This is a genomic window from Cellulomonas sp. Y8 (genome assembly GCF_008033115.1).
Taxonomy (GTDB): domain Bacteria; phylum Actinomycetota; class Actinomycetes; order Actinomycetales; family Cellulomonadaceae; genus Cellulomonas.
The window spans coordinates 1,049,028-1,067,957 of the sequence record NZ_CP041203.1 but is presented as its reverse complement, the minus strand read 5'-3'; the positions used below and the strand labels follow the sequence as shown (position 1 = coordinate 1,067,957).

Annotated in this window: 17 protein-coding genes; 10 read left to right on the top strand and 7 right to left on the bottom strand. The window is 75.3% G+C overall.

The annotated features are described in order from the left end of the window. Positions 1-62: 62 nt before the first annotated feature. Positions 63-1,292 carry an ROK family protein gene (locus FKM96_RS04785; protein WP_147794274.1) on the top strand — a complete coding sequence of 410 codons (1,230 nt, stop codon included), beginning with the start codon at positions 63-65 and terminating at the stop codon, positions 1,290-1,292. Here FKM96_RS04785 and FKM96_RS04780 read toward each other — a convergent pair. Genes FKM96_RS04780 through FKM96_RS04770 form a run of 3 tightly spaced genes read right to left on the bottom strand, consistent with a single transcriptional unit; the run spans position 1,285 to position 2,989 of the window. Further along, positions 1,285-2,301, bottom strand: a complete 1,017-nt coding sequence (locus FKM96_RS04780; RefSeq protein WP_210417368.1) for an NAD(P)-dependent alcohol dehydrogenase — start codon at positions 2,299-2,301, stop codon at positions 1,285-1,287. The two genes, FKM96_RS04785 and FKM96_RS04780, sit on opposite strands and share 8 nt — an antisense overlap. Then, the gene (locus FKM96_RS04775) at positions 2,298-2,525 is read right to left on the bottom strand and encodes a helix-turn-helix transcriptional regulator (RefSeq protein ID WP_147794273.1); all 228 of its coding nucleotides are present in this window, start codon (positions 2,523-2,525) and stop codon (positions 2,298-2,300) included. The genes FKM96_RS04780 and FKM96_RS04775 overlap by 4 nt, the downstream gene beginning before the upstream one ends. Beyond that, positions 2,519-2,989, bottom strand: a complete 471-nt coding sequence (locus tag FKM96_RS04770; protein ID WP_246855203.1) for a hypothetical protein — start codon at positions 2,987-2,989, stop codon at positions 2,519-2,521. Before FKM96_RS04770 ends, FKM96_RS04775 begins: the two co-directional genes overlap by 7 nt. A 173-nt stretch (positions 2,990-3,162) precedes the next feature. Between FKM96_RS04770 and FKM96_RS04765 the strand changes: the two genes are divergently transcribed. From FKM96_RS04765 to FKM96_RS04745, 5 genes are all read left to right on the top strand, one after another. Beyond that, positions 3,163-4,521 carry an extracellular solute-binding protein gene (locus FKM96_RS04765; RefSeq protein WP_147794272.1) on the top strand — a complete coding sequence of 453 codons (1,359 nt, stop codon included), beginning with the start codon at positions 3,163-3,165 and terminating at the stop codon, positions 4,519-4,521. After that, positions 4,521-5,450: a carbohydrate ABC transporter permease gene (locus tag FKM96_RS04760; RefSeq protein WP_147794271.1), complete on the top strand. Its 930-nt coding sequence runs from the start codon at positions 4,521-4,523 to the stop codon at positions 5,448-5,450. Before FKM96_RS04765 ends, FKM96_RS04760 begins: the two co-directional genes overlap by 1 nt. Beyond that, positions 5,450-6,355: a carbohydrate ABC transporter permease gene (locus FKM96_RS04755; protein WP_147794270.1), complete on the top strand. Its 906-nt coding sequence runs from the start codon at positions 5,450-5,452 to the stop codon at positions 6,353-6,355. Before FKM96_RS04760 ends, FKM96_RS04755 begins: the two co-directional genes overlap by 1 nt. Before the next feature lie 54 nt (positions 6,356-6,409). Beyond that, on the top strand, positions 6,410-9,523 hold the full coding sequence (locus FKM96_RS04750; protein ID WP_147794269.1) for a glycoside hydrolase family 38 C-terminal domain-containing protein: 3,114 nt from the start codon (positions 6,410-6,412) through the stop codon (positions 9,521-9,523). Positions 9,524-9,820: 297 nt separating this feature from the next. Beyond that, positions 9,821-10,900, top strand: coding sequence for a thioredoxin domain-containing protein (locus FKM96_RS04745; RefSeq protein WP_147794268.1), 1,080 nt, complete (start codon positions 9,821-9,823; stop codon positions 10,898-10,900). Between the two features lie 57 nt (positions 10,901-10,957). On the opposite strand, the gene FKM96_RS04740 is transcribed toward FKM96_RS04745, so the two are convergent. Next, positions 10,958-12,349: an FAD-dependent oxidoreductase gene (locus FKM96_RS04740; RefSeq protein ID WP_147794267.1), complete on the bottom strand. Its 1,392-nt coding sequence runs from the start codon at positions 12,347-12,349 to the stop codon at positions 10,958-10,960. A 112-nt stretch (positions 12,350-12,461) separates the two neighbouring features. Here FKM96_RS04740 and FKM96_RS04735 point away from each other — a divergent pair, with 112 nt between their 5' ends. Continuing rightward, positions 12,462-12,884 (top strand): DUF3017 domain-containing protein, encoded by a 423-nt coding sequence (locus FKM96_RS04735; protein ID WP_147794266.1) that lies wholly within the window; start codon positions 12,462-12,464, stop codon positions 12,882-12,884. A gap of 191 nt (positions 12,885-13,075) precedes the next feature. Here the strand turns inward: FKM96_RS04735 and FKM96_RS04730 are convergent, their stop codons facing one another. Beyond that, positions 13,076-14,218, bottom strand: coding sequence for an MIP/aquaporin family protein (locus FKM96_RS04730; protein WP_147794265.1), 1,143 nt, complete (start codon positions 14,216-14,218; stop codon positions 13,076-13,078). A 207-nt stretch (positions 14,219-14,425) separates the two neighbouring features. On the opposite strand from FKM96_RS04730, the gene FKM96_RS04725 reads away from it, so the two are divergent. The 3 genes from FKM96_RS04725 (at position 14,426) to FKM96_RS04715 (ending at position 17,817) form a co-directional block, all read left to right on the top strand. Continuing rightward, complete coding sequence (locus tag FKM96_RS04725; protein ID WP_147794264.1) at positions 14,426-15,643, top strand: NADP-dependent isocitrate dehydrogenase; 1,218 nt, start codon at positions 14,426-14,428, stop codon at positions 15,641-15,643. Positions 15,644-15,746: 103 nt separating this feature from the next. Further along, entirely contained in the window at positions 15,747-16,985 is a 1,239-nt protein-coding gene (locus tag FKM96_RS04720; RefSeq protein WP_371300523.1) for an ROK family transcriptional regulator, read from the top strand. A 46-nt stretch (positions 16,986-17,031) separates the two neighbouring features. Further along, positions 17,032-17,817, top strand: coding sequence for an ATP-binding cassette domain-containing protein (locus FKM96_RS04715; protein WP_147794262.1), 786 nt, complete (start codon positions 17,032-17,034; stop codon positions 17,815-17,817). A 14-nt stretch (positions 17,818-17,831) separates the two neighbouring features. Here the strand turns inward: FKM96_RS04715 and FKM96_RS04710 are convergent, their stop codons facing one another. After that, entirely contained in the window at positions 17,832-18,236 is a 405-nt protein-coding gene (locus tag FKM96_RS04710) for a hypothetical protein (RefSeq protein ID WP_147794261.1), read from the bottom strand. Between the two features lie 4 nt (positions 18,237-18,240). Then, positions 18,241-18,885, bottom strand: coding sequence for a nucleotidyltransferase domain-containing protein (locus tag FKM96_RS04705; protein WP_147794260.1), 645 nt, complete (start codon positions 18,883-18,885; stop codon positions 18,241-18,243). Positions 18,886-18,930 lie beyond the last annotated feature (45 nt).

Genomic DNA, 18,930 nt, shown 5'->3' with positions numbered 1-18,930 from the left:
GCGACCAGCCGACCCGGGCGCGCCGCCGCGCCCCGGTCGCCCGGCGGACGGACGGAGGCACGATGCGTCGCGGGACCAACCTGCCGCGGATGGGCGACTTCAACCAGACGGTCGTGCTGGACGTCGTCCGGCGCGCCGGCGGCGGCCTCGCCCGCGCGGAGGTGGCCCGGCGCACGGGGCTGTCCCCGCAGACCGTGACCAACGTGGCGCGCCGCCTGCTCGACCTCGGCCTGGTGGTCGAGGAGGGCGAGGCGGCGCGCCGCGGCCCCGGCCGCCCCGGCACGCTGCTGCGGCTCGCCGCGGGCAGCCGGTTCGCGGTCGGCGTGCACCTGGACCCCGCGACCATGACGTTCGTGCTGCTCGACCTGTCGGGCGCCGTGGTCGCCCGCGCGCAGGTCCCGACGCCCGTCCCGGAGGACCCGCAGGCCGTCGTCGCCGGCCTGGTCGCCGAGATCGAGGGGCTCATCGCCGGTGCCGGTGTGGCGCGCGAGCGGGTGCTCGGCGTCGGGATCGCGGCCCCCGGGCCGATCGACGTCGAGGCCGGCGTCGTGGTCGACCCGCCGCACCTGCCCGGCTGGCACGACGTGCCGCTGCGGGACGCGGTCGCCGAGCGCACGGGGCTGCGCGCGGTGCTCGACAAGGACGTGATCGCGGCGGCGAGCGCCCACCTGTGGCACCCCGGCGAGCACGCGTCCGACTTCGTGTTCTTCTACCTGGGCACCGGCGTCGCCGTGTCGACGGTGCTGCACGACGAGGTCGTGCGCGGCGTCTCGGGCAACGCGGGGGAGTCGGGGCACCTCGTCGCCGACCCCGAGGGTGCCCGGTGCTGGTGCGGCCGGCGCGGCTGCCTGGGCGCGGTGCTGCGGGCCGAGGCGCTCGCGGAGCAGGGCCGGGACGCGGGCGTCGCGCTGCCGGGCTGGGGCGACGGCACCGACCCGCGCGCCGTCGACGAGGCCGTGACCGCCCTGTGCGCCGCCGCGGACGCGGGACACCCCGGCGCGCGGGAGGTGCTCGCGCTCGCGGGCCGGCGGGTCGGCATGGCCGCGGGCGTGCTGACCGACCTGCTCGACGTCCCGGCCGTGCTGGTCGGCGGCCCGCTGTGGGACCGGATCGCCCCGCACGCGGAGGCGGCGCTGGAAGCGGAGATCGCCGCGCACGTGGTCCCCGGCGGGCACGCGCTCACCGTCGCCTCGTCGGCGTTCGGGCCGCAGGTCGGCGCCGTGGGAGCGGGCTGCATCCTGCTGGGCCGCGCGTTCACCCCGCGGCCGACGGACCTGCTGCTGGTCAGCTGACCGTCAGCACCACCTTGCCGCGCGCGGCGCCCGACGCCACGTGGTCGATCGCGGCGGCCGCCTCCGCGAGGGGGAACGTCCGGTCGAGGACCGGCGCGAGCGCGCCGTCGGCGAGCAGGTCCCGCAGGTGTGCGAGGTCGGCCGGGTTCTCGCGGGACACCACGCTGCGCAGCCGGTACCGGACCCACGGGTCGAGCGCCGCGGCCCGGGCTTGGCGCGCGAGGCCGCCGCCGAGGACCCGGCCGCCGCCCTCCGCGCCGACGAGCACCAGCGAGCCCCGCGGGGCCAGCAGCCGGCGCAGGTCGCGCAGCGGCGTCAGCCCGCCGGTGACCAGCACCGCGTCGTAGCCCGCGCCCGGCGCCGCACCGGCCGACCGGTCCAGCACGGCCACGGCCCCGGCCGCCCGGAGCGCGTCGGCGAGCCGGGGCCGTCCCGTCGCCGCTGTGACCTCGGCGCCCGCCAGCACCGCGAGCCGCACCGCCAGCGTCCCCACCCCGCCCCCGGCGCCGAGCACCAGCACCCGGGTCCAGGCGCCGACCCGGCCGGCGCGCAACGCGTGCAGGGCGGTGGTGCCGCTGGTCGGGACCGCCGCGGCGACCTCGGCCGGCACGTGCGCGGGCAGCGCGGCGAGCCGCCGTCCCCGCGTGACGGCCACCTCGGCGAACGCGGCCCGCCCGCACCCGAGCACCCGGTCGCCCGGGCGGAGGTCCGGCACGTCCGGCCCGACCGCCTCGACGGTCCCGGCCAGGTCGAGGCCGACGCCGTGCTCGCGCGGCGCGCGCAGCCCGGTCACCAGCCGCATCACGGACGGCAGCCCGGTCACCAGGTGCCAGTCGCCCATCGCGACCCCGGCCGCCGCCACCCGCACGTGCACCTCGTCGCCCGTCGGGGCGGGCAGCGCGCGGTGGACCACCCGCAGCACCCCCGGGTCCCCGTACCGCTCCCGGACGACCGCCCGCACCGTCGTCCCCGTCGTCCTCGTCCCCGTCGTCCTCGCCCCTGTCGTCATGACCGTCCTCCGTCCGGCTCGTACGCGAACACCTCGTCGATGGACCGTCCGAGCGCCCGGGCGATCTGGAAGGCCAGCTCGAGCGAGGGGGAGTAGCGCCCCTGCTCGACGGCGATCACGGTCTGCCGGGTCACGCCCAGCAGCTCCGCCAGCTGGGCCTGCGTGAGCCCCCGGTCGGTGCGCAGCGCCCGGATCCGGTTGGTCACGGCGGTCGGCCTCACCACGGGCCGACCCCCCGGCGGAAGGCGACGACCCGGGCCGCGGCGGACAGCACCGCCGACAGCACGAACCCGAGGTAGAGCGCGTTCGCGATCCAGAACGGGTCGGCCTCCAGCAGCGCGAGGACCAGCCCGCCCAGCCCGCCGAGCACGAGGAACGACTGGCCGACGCGCTCGCCCATCCGCTCGATCTCGCGCTCCCGCTCGTCGCGCACCGCCCTGTCCCGCGACGTGGCGCCGAGCACCGTGCCGGCCAGGATCCCCGCGAGCACCGCCGCGCCGATCGACACGAGCATCGGGCCGGCGTAGGCGACGTCGGTGAGCGGACCCCCGGCGGCCCGGCTCAGCACCACCGCGAGGTACGCGGTGTACCCGAGCACGGCGATGACGCCGAACGCCCAGGTGTTCTTCTCCTGGTAGGACATGGCCCCTCGCTCCCGCGTCGCCGAGATGTCAAAGATGTTTGACATGGCGACCGTAGGACCGGGCCGCGGCCGATGTCAAACATCTTTGACATCTCCGGACGTCACGGTTGCGTCTCGGCGCGCCCCGGACCCTTGACAGCAATTCATCCAGACGTTGTAGTTATCCGTGCCCGGGGCAGCGCCGCCCGGGGCCGTGCACGTGGAGCAAAGGAGCATCCATGCGTCTGCAGAGGACCGTCATCGCAACCGGGGCCGTCGTCGCGCTCGGCCTCACCGCCGCGTGCAGCAGCGGCGGCGGCGACAGCGCCGCCGACGACTCGACGATCACCGTCGCGTACCAGAAGACCGCGCAGTTCGTGCAGCTCGACGACCTGCTGCAGAAGGCCAAGTCCGAGTACGAGGCCGCCAACGAGGGCATGACCGTCGACCTGGTGCCGATCGAGGCCGAGCAGGACCAGTACTTCACCAAGCTCGCGCTGATGAACGGCTCGGCGGACACCGCGCCGGACGTCATCTACGAGGACACCTTCCAGATCCGCTCGGACGCCGCGGCCGGCTACCTGCAGCCGATCGACGAGTACGTCGAGGCGTGGGAGGACTGGGACCAGTTCCCGGACACCGCCCGGCAGGCCGGGCTCGGCGACGACGGCAAGGTCTACGGCGTCTCGATGGGCACCGACACGCGCGGGCTCTACTACAACAAGGACCTGTTCGAGCAGGCCGGTCTCCCGACGGACTGGCAGCCGGAGAGCTGGGACGACATCCTCTCCGCCGCGCGCACGATCAAGGAGAAGCTGCCCGACGTCACCCCGATCAACGTGTACGCCGGCAAGGCGGCCGGTGAGGCCACGACGATGCAGGGCTTCGAGATGCTGCTCTACGGCACGGACGACGAGCTCTACGACGCCGACACCCAGAAGTGGATCACCGGCTCGCAGGGCTTCACCGACTCGCTGGCGTTCCTCGAGACGATCTACGGCGAGGGCCTCGCGCCGTCGCTGGACATCGCGCTCGACGCGTCGGTCGGCGCCCGCGTCGCCACCGAGCTGCTGCCGCAGGGCGAGCTCGCGATGGCGGTCGACGGCTCGTGGCTGCCCGGCGGCTGGATCACCGGCGACAACGCCTGGCCCGAGTGGGAGGACACCCTGGGCATGGCCGCCATGCCGACCCAGGACGGGCAGGAGCCCGGCTTCACCTCGATGTCCGGCGGCTGGACCCTCGCCGTCGGCGCGCACGCCGGCGACCCGCAGGCGGCGTTCGACTTCATCGCCACCGCGCTGAACAAGGAGAACTCGCTCAAGTACGACACCGAGAACAGCCAGATCGCGGTGCGCACCGACGTCGCGGAGGACCCGGAGTACCTGGGCTTCAACCCGTCGTTCGAGTTCTTCAGCTCGCTGGTCGACTACACGCACTTCCGCCCGGCGACCCCGGACTACTCGCAGATCTCGTCCAACATCCAGGTGGCCGCGGAGTCCGTGGCGACCGGGCAGGCCACGGCCGAGGAGGCCGCGGCGACCTACGACGACGGGCTGGTCTCCATCGTCGGCGACGACGCGACGCAGGCCGCCGGCTGATGACGGCCGCCACGCCGGCCCTGCCGGCGGCGGGGGGCGGGTTCCGCCGCCCCCGCCGCCGGCCCGGCCGGACCGCGCTGCGGCTGCTGCCGCTGCTGCCCGCGGTCGCGCTCATGCTGGTGTTCCTGGCCGGCCCGGTGCTGTGGTCGTTCTACGGCTCGCTGACCAACCAGGCGCTGACCGGCTACAAGGCGGCGAACCCGGAGTTCGTGGGCCTGGACAACTACGCCGAGCTGCTCACCGACGACGGCTTCTGGAAGGCCGTCGTGCTGACGGTGGTGTTCGTCGGGGCGTCGGCGGTCATCGGGCAGAACGTGCTCGGCATGGCGCTGGCTCTGCTGCTCCGGGCCGCCGCGAAGCCGCTGCGCGCGGTGGTGTCGGCGCTGGTCGTCGTGGCCTGGGTGCTGCCGGAGATCGTCGCGGCGTTCGCGCTGTACGCGTTCTTCTCCACCGACGGCACGCTCAACCAGGTGCTCGGGTGGTTCGGGCTCGAGGGCCCGACCTGGCTCATCTCGGTGCCGATGCTCGCGGTGATCCTGGCGAACATCTGGCGCGGGACCGCGTTCTCGATGATGGTCTACGGCGCCGCGCTGTCCGAGGTCCCGCCGGACGTCACGGAGGCGGCCGCGATCGACGGCGCCACCGGCCCGCAGCGGTTCTTCCGGATCACGCTGCCGATGATCCGCCGGTCGATCTCGACCAACCTCATGCTCACGACCCTGCAGACCCTCGCGGTGTTCACCCTGATCTGGGTGATGACCGGAGGAGGGCCCGGCACGGACTCCTCGACGCTGCCCGTGCTGGCCTACCAGGAGGCGTTCAAGTTCGCGCAGGTCGGCTACGGCACGGCGATCGCGACCGTGACGCTGCTGGTCGGGGCCGTGTTCTCGATCGTGTACATCCGCGTGCTCAAGCCGGAGGTGGACTGATGGCCGCGCTCACCGCCCCCACCGCCCCGGTCGCGTCGTCGGCCCGCCGGCGCGCCGGCCGCAACGTCCCGTCCGTCGCGTCGCCCCGGCGCCGCACCGGCCGGCTGCTGGTCATGCTCGCCCTGGTGCTGGTCGGCATCGCGTTCCTGGTCCCGCTCGCGTGGATCGTCCTCGCGTCGCTCGACCCCGCCGCGACCGTGTCGGTCAAGCTGCCCGAGTCGATCACCACGGACAACTTCACCGAGATCCTCACCTGGGAGGCCACCTTCCGGCCGCTGTGGAACTCGCTCGTGCTGTCCCTCGGCACCGGCGTCCTCACGGTGCTGGCGTCGGTGCTCGCCGCCTACCCGCTGTCCCGCTACCAGATGCGGTTCCGCAAGCCGTTCCTGTACTCGATCCTGTTCGGCACCTGCCTGCCGATCACGGCGATGATGGTCCCGGTCTACGCGCTGTTCGTGTACCTGGGGCTGCTCGACTCGGTGCCCGGCACGATCTTCTTCCTCGCGGCGACGTCGCTGCCGATGGCGATCTGGATGACCAAGAACTTCATGGACTCCGTGCCGGTGTCCCTGGAAGAGGCCGCCTGGGTCGACGGCGCGGGCTCCATGACCGCGCTGCGCCGGATCGTCGTCCCGCTCATGCGCCAGGGCATCGCCGTGGTGTTCATCTTCGTGTTCACGCAGGCCTGGGGGAACTTCTTCGTCCCGTTCGTGCTGCTGTTCTCGCCCGACAACCAGCCGGCGGCCGTCGCGATCTACAGCTTCTTCGGCACCTACGGGACGGTCGCGTACGGCCGGCTCGCGGCCTTCTCGATCCTCTACTCCGTCCCCGTGCTCGTGCTGTACCTGCTGGTGCAGCGGTTCTCCGGGGGCTCGTTCGCCATGTCCGGGGCCGTGAAGGGCTGACGCCCGCCCCCGCCCTCTCGACTCGATCACCGCACGCCGTCAGGAAGGTCCACCATGCCCGTCGAGCACTCTGCCGCCGTCGTCCAGCGCGTCCAGCGGTTCCTGCACGAGCGGCTCGCCCCGGCGGTCGTCGCCGGCCGCGCGCCGCTCGACGTCACCGCCTGGACCGCGCCGGGGGAGCCGGTGCCGTTCGGCACGGCGGTCGCGCAGGAGTACGCCGCGGCGCCGCCCGGGACGCCGTGGGGCGCGCCGTGGAGCACGACGTGGTTCCGGATGACCGGCGACGTGCCGTCGGGCTGGCTCGGCTCCGACGAGGTGCGCGCCGGCCGGCACGCGGTCGAGCTCGCGATCGACCTCGGGTTCACGACGACCCAACCGGGCTTCCAGGCGGAGGGCCTGGTGCTCCGACCGGACGGCGTCGCCGTCAAGGGGCTGTCACCGCGGAACCAGGCGGTGCCGTGGTCCGAGGACCGGGTCGACGTCTACGTCGAGGCCGCGGGCAACCCGGACGTCGGCAGCAGCACCTGGTACGGGCCGACGCCGCTCGGCGACCCGCTCACCGCCGGCACCGACCCGCTGTACGCGCTGCGCTCCGCCGAGGTGGTGCTGCGGGACGTCGAGGTCTGGGAGCTGTGGCAGGACCTGCTCGCGGTGCTCGGGCTGGTCGAGGTCGTCGACCCGGCCTCGACCCGGCACGCCCGGGTGGTGCGCGCGCTGGACCTGGTCGTGGACGCGGTCGACCCGGCCGACGTCGCCGGGACCGCCGCGGCGGGCCGGGCGGTGCTGCGACCCGTGCTCGACGTGCCGGCCGCGCCGGGCGGGCACCGGGTGCTCGCGACCGGGCACGCGCACATCGACTCGGCCTGGCTGTGGCCGGCGCGGGAGACGGTCCGGAAGTGCTCGCGGACGTTCGCCAGCGTCGTCGCGCTGATGGACGAGCGGCCGGACTTCGTGTTCGCGTGCTCGTCGGCGCAGCAGTACGCCTGGGTGGCGGAGCGGCACCCGGAGCTGTTCGGGCGGATCAAGGAGAAGGTCGCCGCCGGCCAGTTCGTGCCCGTCGGCGGCATGTGGGTCGAGTCGGACACCAACATGCCCGGCGGCGAGGCGCTCGCCCGGCAGATGGTCGAGGGCAAGCGGTACTTCCTCGACGAGCTCGGCGTCGAGACGCAGGACGTGTGGCTGCCGGACTCGTTCGGCTACACCGGGGCGCTGCCGCAGATCGTGCGGGCCGCGGGCTCGAGGTGGTTCCTGTCGCAGAAGCTGTCCTGGAACGACACCAACCGGATGCCGCACCACACCTTCCACTGGGAGGGCATCGACGGGTCGCGGGTGCTCGCGCACTTCCCGCCGATCGACACCTACAACTCCGACCTGTCGCCGAAGGAGCTCACGCACGCCGAGCGGAACTTCGCGGACAAGGACGTCGCCTCGGAGTCTCTGGTGCCGTTCGGCTGGGGCGACGGCGGCGGCGGGCCGACGCGCGAGATGCTCGCGGCGGCCGACCGGGCGCGGTCGCTCGGCGGGTTGCCCGAGGTGGAGCTGGGCTCGCCGAACGCGTTCTTCGCGCGGGCCGAGGCCGAGCTCGCCGACGCCGGGGGCCCGCCCGCGGCGTGGTCGGGGGAGATGTACCTCGAGTACCACCGCGGGACGTACACCTCGCAGGCGCGGACCAAGCGCGGCAACCGGCGCAGCGAGCACCTGCTGCGGGAGGCCGAGCTGTGGGCCGCCACGGCGGCGGTCCGGGCCGGCGCCGCCTACCCGGCGGACGAGCTGCGCGCCCTGTGGCGGGTCGTGCTGCTGCACCAGTTCCACGACATCCTGCCCGGGTCGTCGATCGGGTGGGTGTACCGGCAGGCGGAGGAGGCGTACGCCGACGTCGAGGCGCGGGCGACCGTGCTGATCGACGCGGCGCTCGCGGCCCTGGTCGGCGACGGCGACCGGACGGTGCGGCTGAACGCGGCGCCGCACGCGCGGGACGGGGTGCCGGCGCTGGGCGGGACGGTGGCGGTCGACGGCGCGGTCGGCGGCCCGGCCGGGGCGGTCGGTGCGGCCGGGGCGGTCGAGGTGCTGCGCGAGGGCGACGCGCTGCGGGTGCGCACCGACGCGCTCGACGTGCGGCTCACGCCGGGCGGCCAGCTCGCGTCCGTCCGCGACCTGGCCGCCGACCGGGAGGCCGTCGCGCCCGGGCACCTGGCCAACCTGCTCCAGGTGCACCGCGACGTGCCCCGGCAGTGGGACGCCTGGGACATCGACGCCGAGTACCGGCGGACGGTCGAGGACCTGCTCGACGCGGACTCGGTCGAGGTGGTCGCCGAGAAGCCCGACCGCGCCGTCGTCCGGACCTCGCGCACCGTCGGCGACTCCACGATCGTGCAGGAGCTGACCTTCCGGCCCGGCACCCGCGCGGTCGAGATCGTCACCGAGGTCGACTGGCACGAGCGGCAGCGGTTGCTCAAGCTCGCGTTCGGGCTCGACGTGCACGCCGACCGGTCCGCGGCGGAGACCCAGTTCGGCCACGTGCACCGGCCGACGCACACCAACACCTCCTGGGACGAGGCGCGGTACGAGATCTGCGCGCACCGCTGGCTGCACGTCGGCGAGCCGGGGTACGGGGTCTCGGTCGCCAACGACGCGACCTACGGCCACGACGTCACGCGCGTGGTCGGCGAGGACGGCGGCACCGCCACCGTGCTCCGGCAGTCGCTGCTGCGGGCCCCGCTGTTCCCGGACCCCGAGGCCGACCAGGGCCGGCACCGGTTCCTGTCCGTGCTGCACGTCGGGGCGGGCATCCCCGAGGCGGTCGTCGACGGGTACCGGGCGAACCTGCCGGTGCGCGAGGTCCGCGGCGGCCGGGACGTCGCGCCCCTGGTGACCGTCGACGGGCCGGGGGCGGTCGTCGAGGCCGTGAAGCTCGCGGACGACGGCTCGGGCGACGTGGTCGTCCGGCTGTACGAGGCGCACGGCGGGCGGGCGCGGGCGACCGTGACCGCGGGCTTCGACGCCGCCGGGGTGACCGAGGTGGACCTGCTGGAGCGCGAGGTCCAGCCGCGGGCCGTGGTGGCCGGGGCCGGCGACGAGGCCGCTGGGGCGGCCGGGGCGGCGGGCGCGGCGGTCGCGCTCGACCTCCGGCCGTTCCAGCTCGTCACCCTCCGCTTCCGCCGGGCCTGACGGCCGCTTCGCTCCTGGCCCGGCTCGTCTGCTCTGCGCCGAGATCGGACCTCTTCGCCGAGATCGGGCCGTCCACGGTCCTACCTCGGCGGGACGGTCCGATCTCGGCGGCGGCGGGGCCGGGCCGGGCCGGTGCGGCGGCGCGGCGTGAGGGCGCGGCCGCGCGCGGGACGCACAGGGCGCGCCCAGGTGCGGCCCAGCGTCCCGGCAGGTGCGGGCGGGAGCGTCGGCGCTGGTGGGCGCGGCGCCGCGGTGCGGCGGCGCGCCCGACGCCCGACCCCGCACAGGAAGCGACCGATGAGCTCTCGACCCCCGGCCCAGGAGAAGCTGCCCAAGAAGGACCGCAAGGCGCTCGCCCGGGAGCTCGCGCGCCTCGAGCGCGAACGCCAGGCGCTGCGCCGGCGGCGCAACCGGCGGCTCGGCTGGGCCGGCACGGGGACGGCCGTCGTCGCGGTGGGCGTGGTCGCGGCGCTCGCGGTGCAGGCGTCGGTCCGTGCCGGGCAGGTCGGGCCGCACAACATGCTGTCGGACGGGCTCGTGCTCACCGGCGACGGCAGCGCGGTGGCGGCGAGCCGCACGAGCGCGCTCGACCCGGGGGCGTCGCCGGTCGCGACGGTGGTGGACCGGAGCAGCGGCGTGCTCGACCTGGTCCTCTACCTCGACTACCGGTCGCCCGAGGCCGAGACGTTCTGGGCGGCGAACTCGGCGTCGGTCGAGCAGTGGGTGACCGCGGGGTACGCGACGCTGGAGATCCACCCGCTGGCGCTGCTCGACGGGGCGGCGGTGCGCACGGGCACGGGCGCCTCGCCGTCGCCCTCCGCGACGGCGTCCCCGGCACCGTCCGCGACCGCGGCCGCCGACGACTCGCTGCTCGGCACCATGCAGACCACGGGCGACTACTCCGCCCGCGCCGCCGGGGCGCTGGCGTGCGTGGCCGACACCACCCCGGACAGCGCGCTCGCCGTGCACGACGCCCTGCTCGCCGCGCAGCCCGACCTCGACGAGGACGGCCTCGCCGACGACGACCTGGTCGCGCTCGTGCAGAACGCCGGCGTGACCGACACGGCCGTCGCGGACTGCGTGACGAACGGCGACTTCACCGACTGGGCCCAGGACGCGACCACCCGCGCGGCCGGCTCCGTGCCGTACGACGTCGGCAGCGTCACCACGAGCCCGGTCGTGCTGGTCGGTGGGCAGCAGTACACCGGCGACCTCGGCGACGCGGACGCGCTGCTCGCGTTCATCGAGGAGGTGAGCACGCAGCTCGCCGCGGAGGCCGAGGCGTCCGCCTCGCCGAGCGTGTCGCCGACGGAGTCGCCCACCGAGGGCGCGTCCCAGGAGCCGTCCCCGCAGGTCACGGAGACCACCGGTCCGTAGCGGGGGCACCGCGGGAGACGGGAGCCCGGGGACAGCGTCGGCGGGGCCCGCCGGGCCTCAGCCCGCGAGGGCCTTGGCCAGCGGCACCGCGGGGTCGGCCGCTCGCGCCCGGTCGAGCACCGGGAGCGCGGCGCCCGCCAGCAGCCGGCGCGCGGCCCCCACGTCCCGGGGCCGGTCGACCGCGAACACCGCCGTCAGCGTGCCGGTCCCCTCGGGGCCACCCGGGGCGAACCACAGCGCGGTCCAGCCGTCGTCGCCGGCGGGGTCGCCGCGCAGCACCACGTCGTCCCCGGCGCCCGGCAGCCCGTAGAGCGCGAGCTCGTGCCCCAGCTGCGTCGAGAACACGTACGGGGCGAGGTCCGACTCGGCGGCGTCCCGGCCGAGGATCCCGGCGACTGCGACGGCCGGGCCGCGCAGCGCGGCGTCCCAGTGCCCGCCCGGCACCCAGCCGTGCCGGGCGGACCGGCGCCGGGCCGAATCGCCGACCACCCGCACCCGCCACGAGCCGCCGACCGGGGCGTGCCGCTCGTCGACGGCCACCGACCCGTCGGGCTCGAGCGGGAGCGCGCCCGCCAGCCAGCCCGTCGCCGGGCGCGCGCCGATCGCGGCGAGCACCACGTCCGCGGGCAGCACCGTCCCGTCGGCCAGCCGCACCGCGCCGGGCTCGACCGCGGCGACCGGCACCCCGGTCCGCAGCCGCACGCCCGCTCGGGCGAACCACGGCGCCGTCAGCGCGCCGACCTCCGCGCCGAGCGCGGTCATCAGCGGCGCCTCGCGGGCCTCGACGACGGTCACGTGCACCCCGGCCGCGGCGGCGACGGTCGCCACCTCGGCACCGACCCAGCCCGCGCCGACGACCACGAGCCGCCGGGCGGTGGCGGGGTCCGCGGCGGTCGCGCCGGGGCCTCCCTCGTCCGGGCCGCCGGTCGCCGGGCCACCCGTGGTCGGGCCGCCGGCCGCGGCGAGCCCGTGCGGGAACCCGAGCGCGGCGCGAAGCCGCTCGGCGTCCGCCGCGGTGTGCAGCGTCACCGCGTGCTCCCACCCGGGCGGCCGGACGGCGGCGGCCCCGGTGGCCACGACCACCGCGTCGGCGGCCACGTCGCCCGCCGCGGTGCCGACCCGGACGCCGTCGTCGTCGACCGCGAGGCTCGTCGCGGGTGCGGACAGCCGGACGTCGTCGGCGGCGGCGAGCGCGTCGGCGCCGAGCTCGTCGGCGAGCCACGCGGGCGCGGGCCGGTCGAACAGGTGCTTGGAGAGCGGCGGCCGGTCGTACGGGGCGACCCCCTCGGCGCCGAGCAGCGTCACCCGGCCGTCGAAGCCCTGGGCGCGCAGCTCGAGCACCGTCCGGGCGCCCGCGATGCCGGCGCCCACCACCACGACCGAGCGCGGCGGGCCGGGCGTCCCGGAGCCGTGGTCGGGGCGGGCGGCGGCGGGACCGGCTTCAGGCACCCGGCCACCGTAGCCTGCGGCGACGCGGGCCGCGCCGGGCCTGCGGGCAGGGCGCGGTAGCCTCGGCGGTGACGGCGCGCGGCTCCTCGCGCGCCGCGGGAGGGAGACGCGCGTGAGCCACGACGGTGCCGTGACGCCCGCCGCCCGGACCGCGCCCGCGCCCGCCGCCGACCCGCCCGCGCCGCTCACCCCGCCCGTCGACCGGCCGTCCCCCGAGGACGAGCGGTTCGGTCCCGACGGCGAGCCGCTCGACCCGCGCGCGATCGCGCGCGCGTCCCTGGCGGCCGACCGGAACTGGTCGCTGTGGGTGATCGCCGGCGCGGTGCTGTTCTGCGTCGCCCTCTCGCTCGCGGCCGGCACCCCGACCGGCGCCCTCGCGCTGGCCTGCTTCCTCGCCTGCTGCGCCGTGGTCCGGGCGGTCGTGCGGAAGTCGCCGGCGTCGCTCGTCGTGCGGCGGCGCGCCGTGGACGTGACCGTGCTCGCGGGGCTCGCCCTGGCGATCGGCGTGCTGTCGCAGGTCGTGCCCTCGCTCTGACCCCGCGGCCCGGTGCCGCGCGGCGCCGGGCACCCCGGTTCGGTGCCTCCGGCCCCCGCACCCGGCGAGAGCCGCCGAACCCGGCGGGAACCACCGGACCGGGGAGCGAGCCGCGCGGGGGCGGGCCCCGGGGACGACGCAGGGCGGCGACCCCGTCCGGGATCGCCGCCCTGCGCGGGCGCGTGCAGGCGTCAGCGCGCCGGCTGCACCTCGACCTCGACCTCGTCGATCTCCAGGTCCTCGTCGAGCACGTCGTCGTCCGCCGGGGCGGTCGCGAACGCGCGGTACAGGAGCGCTGCGAGCGCGGCACCGACCAGCGGCGCGACCCAGAACACCCAGATCTGGCCCCAGGCCCACGACTCCGAGAAGAGCGCCGCGGCCGTCGAGCGTGCCGGGTTCAGCGAGCCGCCGGTGACCGGGTAGGCCACGAGCATCCCGAACGCGACCGTGAGGCCGACGGCGAACGCGGCCTGCTGGCGGGTGCGGCCCCGGCGGTCCGTGGCGCCGAGGTAGACACCGACGAGGACCGCGGCGAGCACGCCCTCGAGCAGCAGCGCGGCGACCATGCTGAAGCCCTCGCCACCCGTGGACTGGGCGATCGGGGAGTGCGCGCCGTAGCCGTTGGCGGTGCTGCTGAAGAAGGTGCGCTCGTTGCCCTCGAGCGCCGGCAGCGAGGTCGCGGTCACGAAGAGCACGGCGGACGCGAGCGCGCCGCCCACGAGCTGCGCCAGCCAGTACGGCACCAGGTGCGACCACGGCGTGCGACCGGCGAGGGTGCTGCCGAGCGTGATCGCCGGGTTGAAGTGCCCGCCCGACACGTGCGACACCGCGACGAACGCCGCGATCGTGCCGAAGCCGAACCCGAGCGCGATGCCGACGGGGCCGGCACCGCTGACCGACGCGAACAGCGCCGAGCCGACGCCCGCGAGGACGACGACGAACGTGCCGAACACCTCGGCGCCGACCCGGGCGACGAGCGACGGCCCGGTCAGGGTGGCGCGGACGGCCTCGATCTCGATCTCGTCCTCGTCGGCGACGGCGGACGCGGTGCCGTAGCCGCTGGCGGCGCCGTACCCGACGGGGATCGCCGCGGGGGCCGGGGCCGCCGCGGGTGCGGGGGCTGCGGTGGGAGCCGCGGCCGGGGCCGTGGAGGTGGGCGCCGGGGCGCTCACCGGCGCCGGTGCGGGGACGGCCGAGCCGGCGGGCGGCGCGGACGGCGTCGGGGTCACGGGGGCGGCCGGGGCCGTGGGCTCGGCCGGGGTGCCCTGCTGCGGGTCGGTCGCGCCGGTGGGGGCGTCCGGGGCCTCGTCGGGCTCGGGCTTGTCCTGCGACATGATCATCCGTTCGTCCGGGTGCGATGACGGGCGCGGGCCGCGCCGTTCGGCGGCCCCGCACCGGGTCCGACCTGCGGGCGCGCAGCGCACCGCCCGGTCGGGCACACGGTTCGAGCATGCCACCGATCGCTGTGCGTCGCCTGGATGCGGGTCGGTTCGCGGCCGGCCCGCCCGCGAAGTCTCTCGACGTCAAGTAATCTGGCCCGCATGGCGAAGATCAAGGTGGTTGGACCGGTCGTCGAGCTCGACGGTGACGAGATGACGCGGATCATCTGGCAGTTCATCAAGGACCGCCTGATCCATCCGTACCTCGACATCGACCTGCGCTACTACGACCTGTCGATCGAGAACCGCGACGCGACGGACGACCAGGTCACGGTCGACGCGGCGCACGCGATCAAGGAGCACGGCGTCGGCGTCAAGTGCGCGACGATCACCCCGGACGAGGCCCGGGTCGAGGAGTTCGGCCTCAAGAAGATGTGGCGCTCCCCGAACGGCACGATCCGCAACATCCTCGGCGGCGTGGTCTTCCGCGAGCCGATCATCATCAGCAACATCCCGCGCCTGGTGCCGGGCTGGAACAAGCCGATCATCATCGGCCGTCACGCCCACGGCGACCAGTACAAGGCGACCGACTTCGTGGTGCAGGGCGCCGGCACGCTGACCCTGACCTTCACGCCGGAGGACGGCTCCGAGCCGATCCGCCAGGAGGTCGTGACCTACCCGGACCGCGGCGGCGTCGCGATGGCCATGTACAACTTCGACGAGTCGATCCGCGACTTCGCGCGCGCCTCGTTCGCGTACGGCCTGCAGCGGAACTACCCCGTGTACCTGTCGACCAAGAACACGATCCTCAAGGCCTACGACGGCCGGTTCAAGGACCTGTTCCAGGAGGTCTTCGACGCCGAGTACGCCGCGGCGTTCGCCGAGGCCGGCCTGACCTACGAGCACCGCCTCATCGACGACATGGTCGCCTCGGCCATGAAGTGGGAGGGCGGCTACGTCTGGGCGTGCAAGAACTACGACGGCGACGTCCAGTCGGACACCGTCGCGCAGGGCTTCGGCTCGCTCGGTCTGATGACCTCGGTCCTGATGACCCCGGACGGGCAGACCGTCGAGGCCGAGGCCGCGCACGGCACCGTCACCCGGCACTACCGCCAGCACCAGGCGGGCAAGCCGACGTCGACCAACCCGATCGCGTCGATCTTCGCGTGGACCGGCGGCCTCAAGCACCGCGGCAAGCTGGACGGCACCCCCGAGGTGACCCAGTTCGCCGAGACGCTCGAGGACGTCGTCGTGAAGACGGTCGAGAGCGGCAAGATGACCAAGGACCTCGCGCTCCTGGTCGGCCCGGAGCAGGAGTGGCTGACCACCGAGGGCTTCCTCGCGGCCCTCGACGAGAACCTGGCCGCGCGCCTGGGCTGACCCCCGCGCCGCACGACCCTCGACGGCCGCCACCCGCACCCCGCGGGCGGCGGCCGTCGCCGTGTCCAGGACGCCGGTGTCGTCACCTCTCGAACGCATCTGCGTGGGTGGTGTGCGGCGTGCGGATCGGGGTCGTGGCGCCTGTATCCTCGGCTACGTGGGCACCGAGAGAGTGACCCCGGGATCGCAATCTTCACTCCGTGAAGCCAACCGGGCCCGGATCGTGAGTGCCGTCCAGCAGCGTGGCTCACTCACGCAGGTCGAGCTGGCCGGTGTCACGGGGCTGTCACCCGCCACGGTGTCGAACATCGTCAAGGAGCTCACCGGCGCCGGCGTGCTCGCCACGGCGCCCACCTCCCGCAGCGGCCGCCGGGCCCAGCAGGTCACCCTCGCGCGCAACCTCGGGCTGGTCGGCGGCATCCACTTCGGCTCCCGGTCGCTGCGGGTCACGATCGCGGACGTCGCCCAGCGCGTCGTCGCCGACCAGCGCATGCCGCTGCCCCCGGACCACCGCGCCGACGCGGGCCTGGAGCGCGCGTCGCTGCTGCTCACCGAGCTCGTCGACTCGGTCGGCGCCACCATGTCCGAGGTGCTCGCCGTCGGGGTCGGGGTGCCGGCCCCCGTCGACCCGGTCACCGGCCGCATCGTGTCCGTGGGCGTGCTCCGCGGCTGGGACGGGGTGTCCGTGCCCGAGGTGCTCGAGCGCCGGCTCGGCGTGCCCGTCCAGGTGGACAACGACTCCAACCTCGGCGCGCTGGCCGAGCTGCGGCACGGCGCCGCCCGGGGCAAGCGGCACGTCGCCTACCTCAAGGTCTCGCACGGCGTCGGCAGCGGCCTGATCGTCGACGGGCGCGTCTTCCACGGTCGAACGGGCGCGGCCGGCGAGTTCGGGCACATCACCATCGACGACAACGGCCCGATCTGCCGGTGCGGCAACCGCGGCTGCCTCGACGCGCTCATCGGCGCGCCCGCCCTGCTGCGGATGCTGGAGTCCAGCCACGGGCACCTCACGCTGTCGGACGTCATCGCCCGCGCCCAGGACGGCGACCCCGGCTGCCGGCGGGTGATCTCGGACGCCGGGCGGCTGCTCGCGGTCGCCGCCGCGAACACCTGCAACCTGTTCGACCCGGAGCTCGTCGTCGTCGGCGGGCGGCTCGCCGACGCGGGCCCGATCCTGCTGGACACGTTCCGGAGCGTGCTCGCGCAGCGGACGCTGCCGAGCACCGCCGGGCCGGTCGAGGTGGTCGTGTCCGAGCTCGGGACCGCGGCCGAGGTGCGGGGGGCGCTGGCGCTCGCGCTGGACCACGCCGGTATTGCCCAGTCCATGGCGGTGGCAGGATGAGCCGGTGCAGCACGGCACGCGGCAAGGACGCAGCGGAGGAGGACCGATGACCAGGGCACCGGGCACCCCCGTCCTGTCGGTGCGGGGCGTCTCCCGCAACTACGGCGCCGTGCGCGCGCTCGTCGACGTGGACCTCGACATCCACGCCCATGAGGTCGTGGCGATCGTCGGCGACATCGGCGCCGGCAAGTCGACCCTCGCGCGGGTGATGTCGGGCGCCCTCGCCCCCGACTCCGGCCACATCGAGGTCGGCGGCGTCCCCGTGACCATGCCGTCGACGCGCGCCGCGCGGGAGCTCGGCATCGCGGCCGTCTTCCAGGACCTCGCGCTCGCAGAGAACCTCGACGTCGTCCAGAACCTGTTCCTCGGCCAGGAGCTCCGCCGCGCGGGCATCCTCGACGAGCGGCGGATGGAGCGCCGCGCGTGGGAGGTGCTCAGCCAGCTCGCCGCCCGCGTGCCGTCGGTCCGGGCGCCCGTCCGCGCGCTGTCCGGGGGCCAGCGGCAGGCGGTCGCCGTCGCGCGGACCCTCGTGGGGAACCCGCGCGTGGTCGTGCTGGACGAGCCCCTGGCGTCGCTCGGCATCTCCCAGACCGCCGAGGTGCTCAACATGGTCGAGCGGCTCCGCGAGAGCGGTCTCGGCGTCGTGATGATCAGCCACTCGATGGTCGACGTGCAGGCCGTCGCCGACCGGATCGTCGTGCTGCGGCTCGGGAAGATCAACGGCGACTTCGACGCCGAGCACGCGTCGTACGAGGACCTCATCGCGGCGATCACGGGGATCACGCCGACGGGGCGGGCCGCGCGGCCGACGACCCGGCCGGCGACGCTCTGAGCCGTCGGCCGGCGTCAGACGCCGTACTGGGGGAGTGCCGAGACGAGGCGGGCGGCGGACGCCGTGACGTCCCGCGCGACCCGGGCGGTGACGTAGTCGCCGTACTGGGCCTGGGACTTCTGCGCTGTCAGCCGCACCAGCCGTCGTGCGAGCGGTGCGCCGTCCGCGACCTGCGCGAGCAGCGCCGCGGCCGCCCGGTGGTCGGGGCCGCTGCTGCGGTGGCCCAGCGCGATGCCGCAGATCGCATCGGCCGCGGCGATCGCGGCGCTGATGGCGTTCGCCGCGGACACGCTCGCCTCCCGGGACGGCCCGTCGGCGCACGCCGCGAGCCGCTCCTCCGCGACGCGCAGGTGCTCGCGCGCGATCTCGGCGCGCTCGCGGGCGGACGCCGGGGTCATCCGCGTCGTCCGTGGCGGCATGTGGTCACGCTCCGTGGGCTCGCAGCAGCTCCCTCAGGTCTGGGCCGCTGATCGTGGTGGCATCGTCCAGCCACGAACGAACCATCGGGTCGGCGGCCCGGACAAGGGCCGTCAGGCGATCTGTGGACAGCTCGTACACGGAGCAGGCGTTGCCGGTCCACCGCTCGACACCCACGGTGATGTCGAGGAGCAGGTGCTCCGCCTGGTCGGCGGTGACATCGTCGGGGGTGAGCACCACCAGGTCGACGTCGCTCCGCCGGTCGCTCGTCCCGCGTGCGACCGAGCCGTAGAGCGCGACGGTGGTCTGAGCCGCGCGATCCGGGCCCAGGTGCTCGACGAGGAGAGCGACGAGCCGTTCCCGCAGCGCGTCGAGGGTGTGCGCGGCGAAGCGGACCGCGGCCTCGATGGCGGGCCAGGCGAGGTGCTCCCGGTTCGCACGGTAGAGCACGGCGTGCGACGACCGGGCGGCCAGCACCGTGCCCTGCTCGACGAGTCGCCCCAGCGCCGCTCGCACCCCGGGGTTCGACGCCCCAGGGACGAGGTCGGCCACGCGGGACCCGGTCAGCGGCGCCTGGGCCCTGCTGAGGACGACGAGCACCCGCCCCTCGAGGCTGGGGACGACAGCGGAGATCGGGTCGCTCAGGTTCACGGGTGACCTCGCGGTCTACTACTTTTTCATCAGGTCTGATGAAAA

Excerpts from the sequence above, each read along its gene's own strand:
- FKM96_RS04785 (WP_147794274.1), top strand. The coding sequence starts at position 63 with ATGCGTCGCGGGACCAACCTGCCGCGGATGGGCGACTTCAACCAGACG.
- FKM96_RS04760 (WP_147794271.1), top strand. The coding sequence starts at position 4,521 with ATGACGGCCGCCACGCCGGCCCTGCCGGCGGCGGGGGGCGGGTTCCGC.
- FKM96_RS04755 (WP_147794270.1), top strand. The coding sequence starts at position 5,450 with ATGGCCGCGCTCACCGCCCCCACCGCCCCGGTCGCGTCGTCGGCCCGC.
- FKM96_RS04770 (WP_246855203.1), bottom strand. The coding sequence starts at position 2,989 with ATGTCAAACATCTTTGACATCTCGGCGACGCGGGAGCGAGGGGCCATG.
- FKM96_RS04730 (WP_147794265.1), bottom strand. The coding sequence starts at position 14,218 with ATGTCGCAGGACAAGCCCGAGCCCGACGAGGCCCCGGACGCCCCCACC.
- FKM96_RS04715 (WP_147794262.1), top strand. The coding sequence starts at position 17,032 with ATGACCAGGGCACCGGGCACCCCCGTCCTGTCGGTGCGGGGCGTCTCC.
- FKM96_RS04780 (WP_210417368.1), bottom strand. The coding sequence starts at position 2,301 with ATGACGACAGGGGCGAGGACGACGGGGACGAGGACGACGGGGACGACG.
- FKM96_RS04710 (WP_147794261.1), bottom strand. The coding sequence starts at position 18,236 with ATGCCGCCACGGACGACGCGGATGACCCCGGCGTCCGCCCGCGAGCGC.
- FKM96_RS04750 (WP_147794269.1), top strand. The coding sequence starts at position 6,410 with ATGCCCGTCGAGCACTCTGCCGCCGTCGTCCAGCGCGTCCAGCGGTTC.
- FKM96_RS04745 (WP_147794268.1), top strand. The coding sequence starts at position 9,821 with ATGAGCTCTCGACCCCCGGCCCAGGAGAAGCTGCCCAAGAAGGACCGC.
- FKM96_RS04765 (WP_147794272.1), top strand. The coding sequence starts at position 3,163 with ATGCGTCTGCAGAGGACCGTCATCGCAACCGGGGCCGTCGTCGCGCTC.
- FKM96_RS04725 (WP_147794264.1), top strand. The coding sequence starts at position 14,426 with ATGGCGAAGATCAAGGTGGTTGGACCGGTCGTCGAGCTCGACGGTGAC.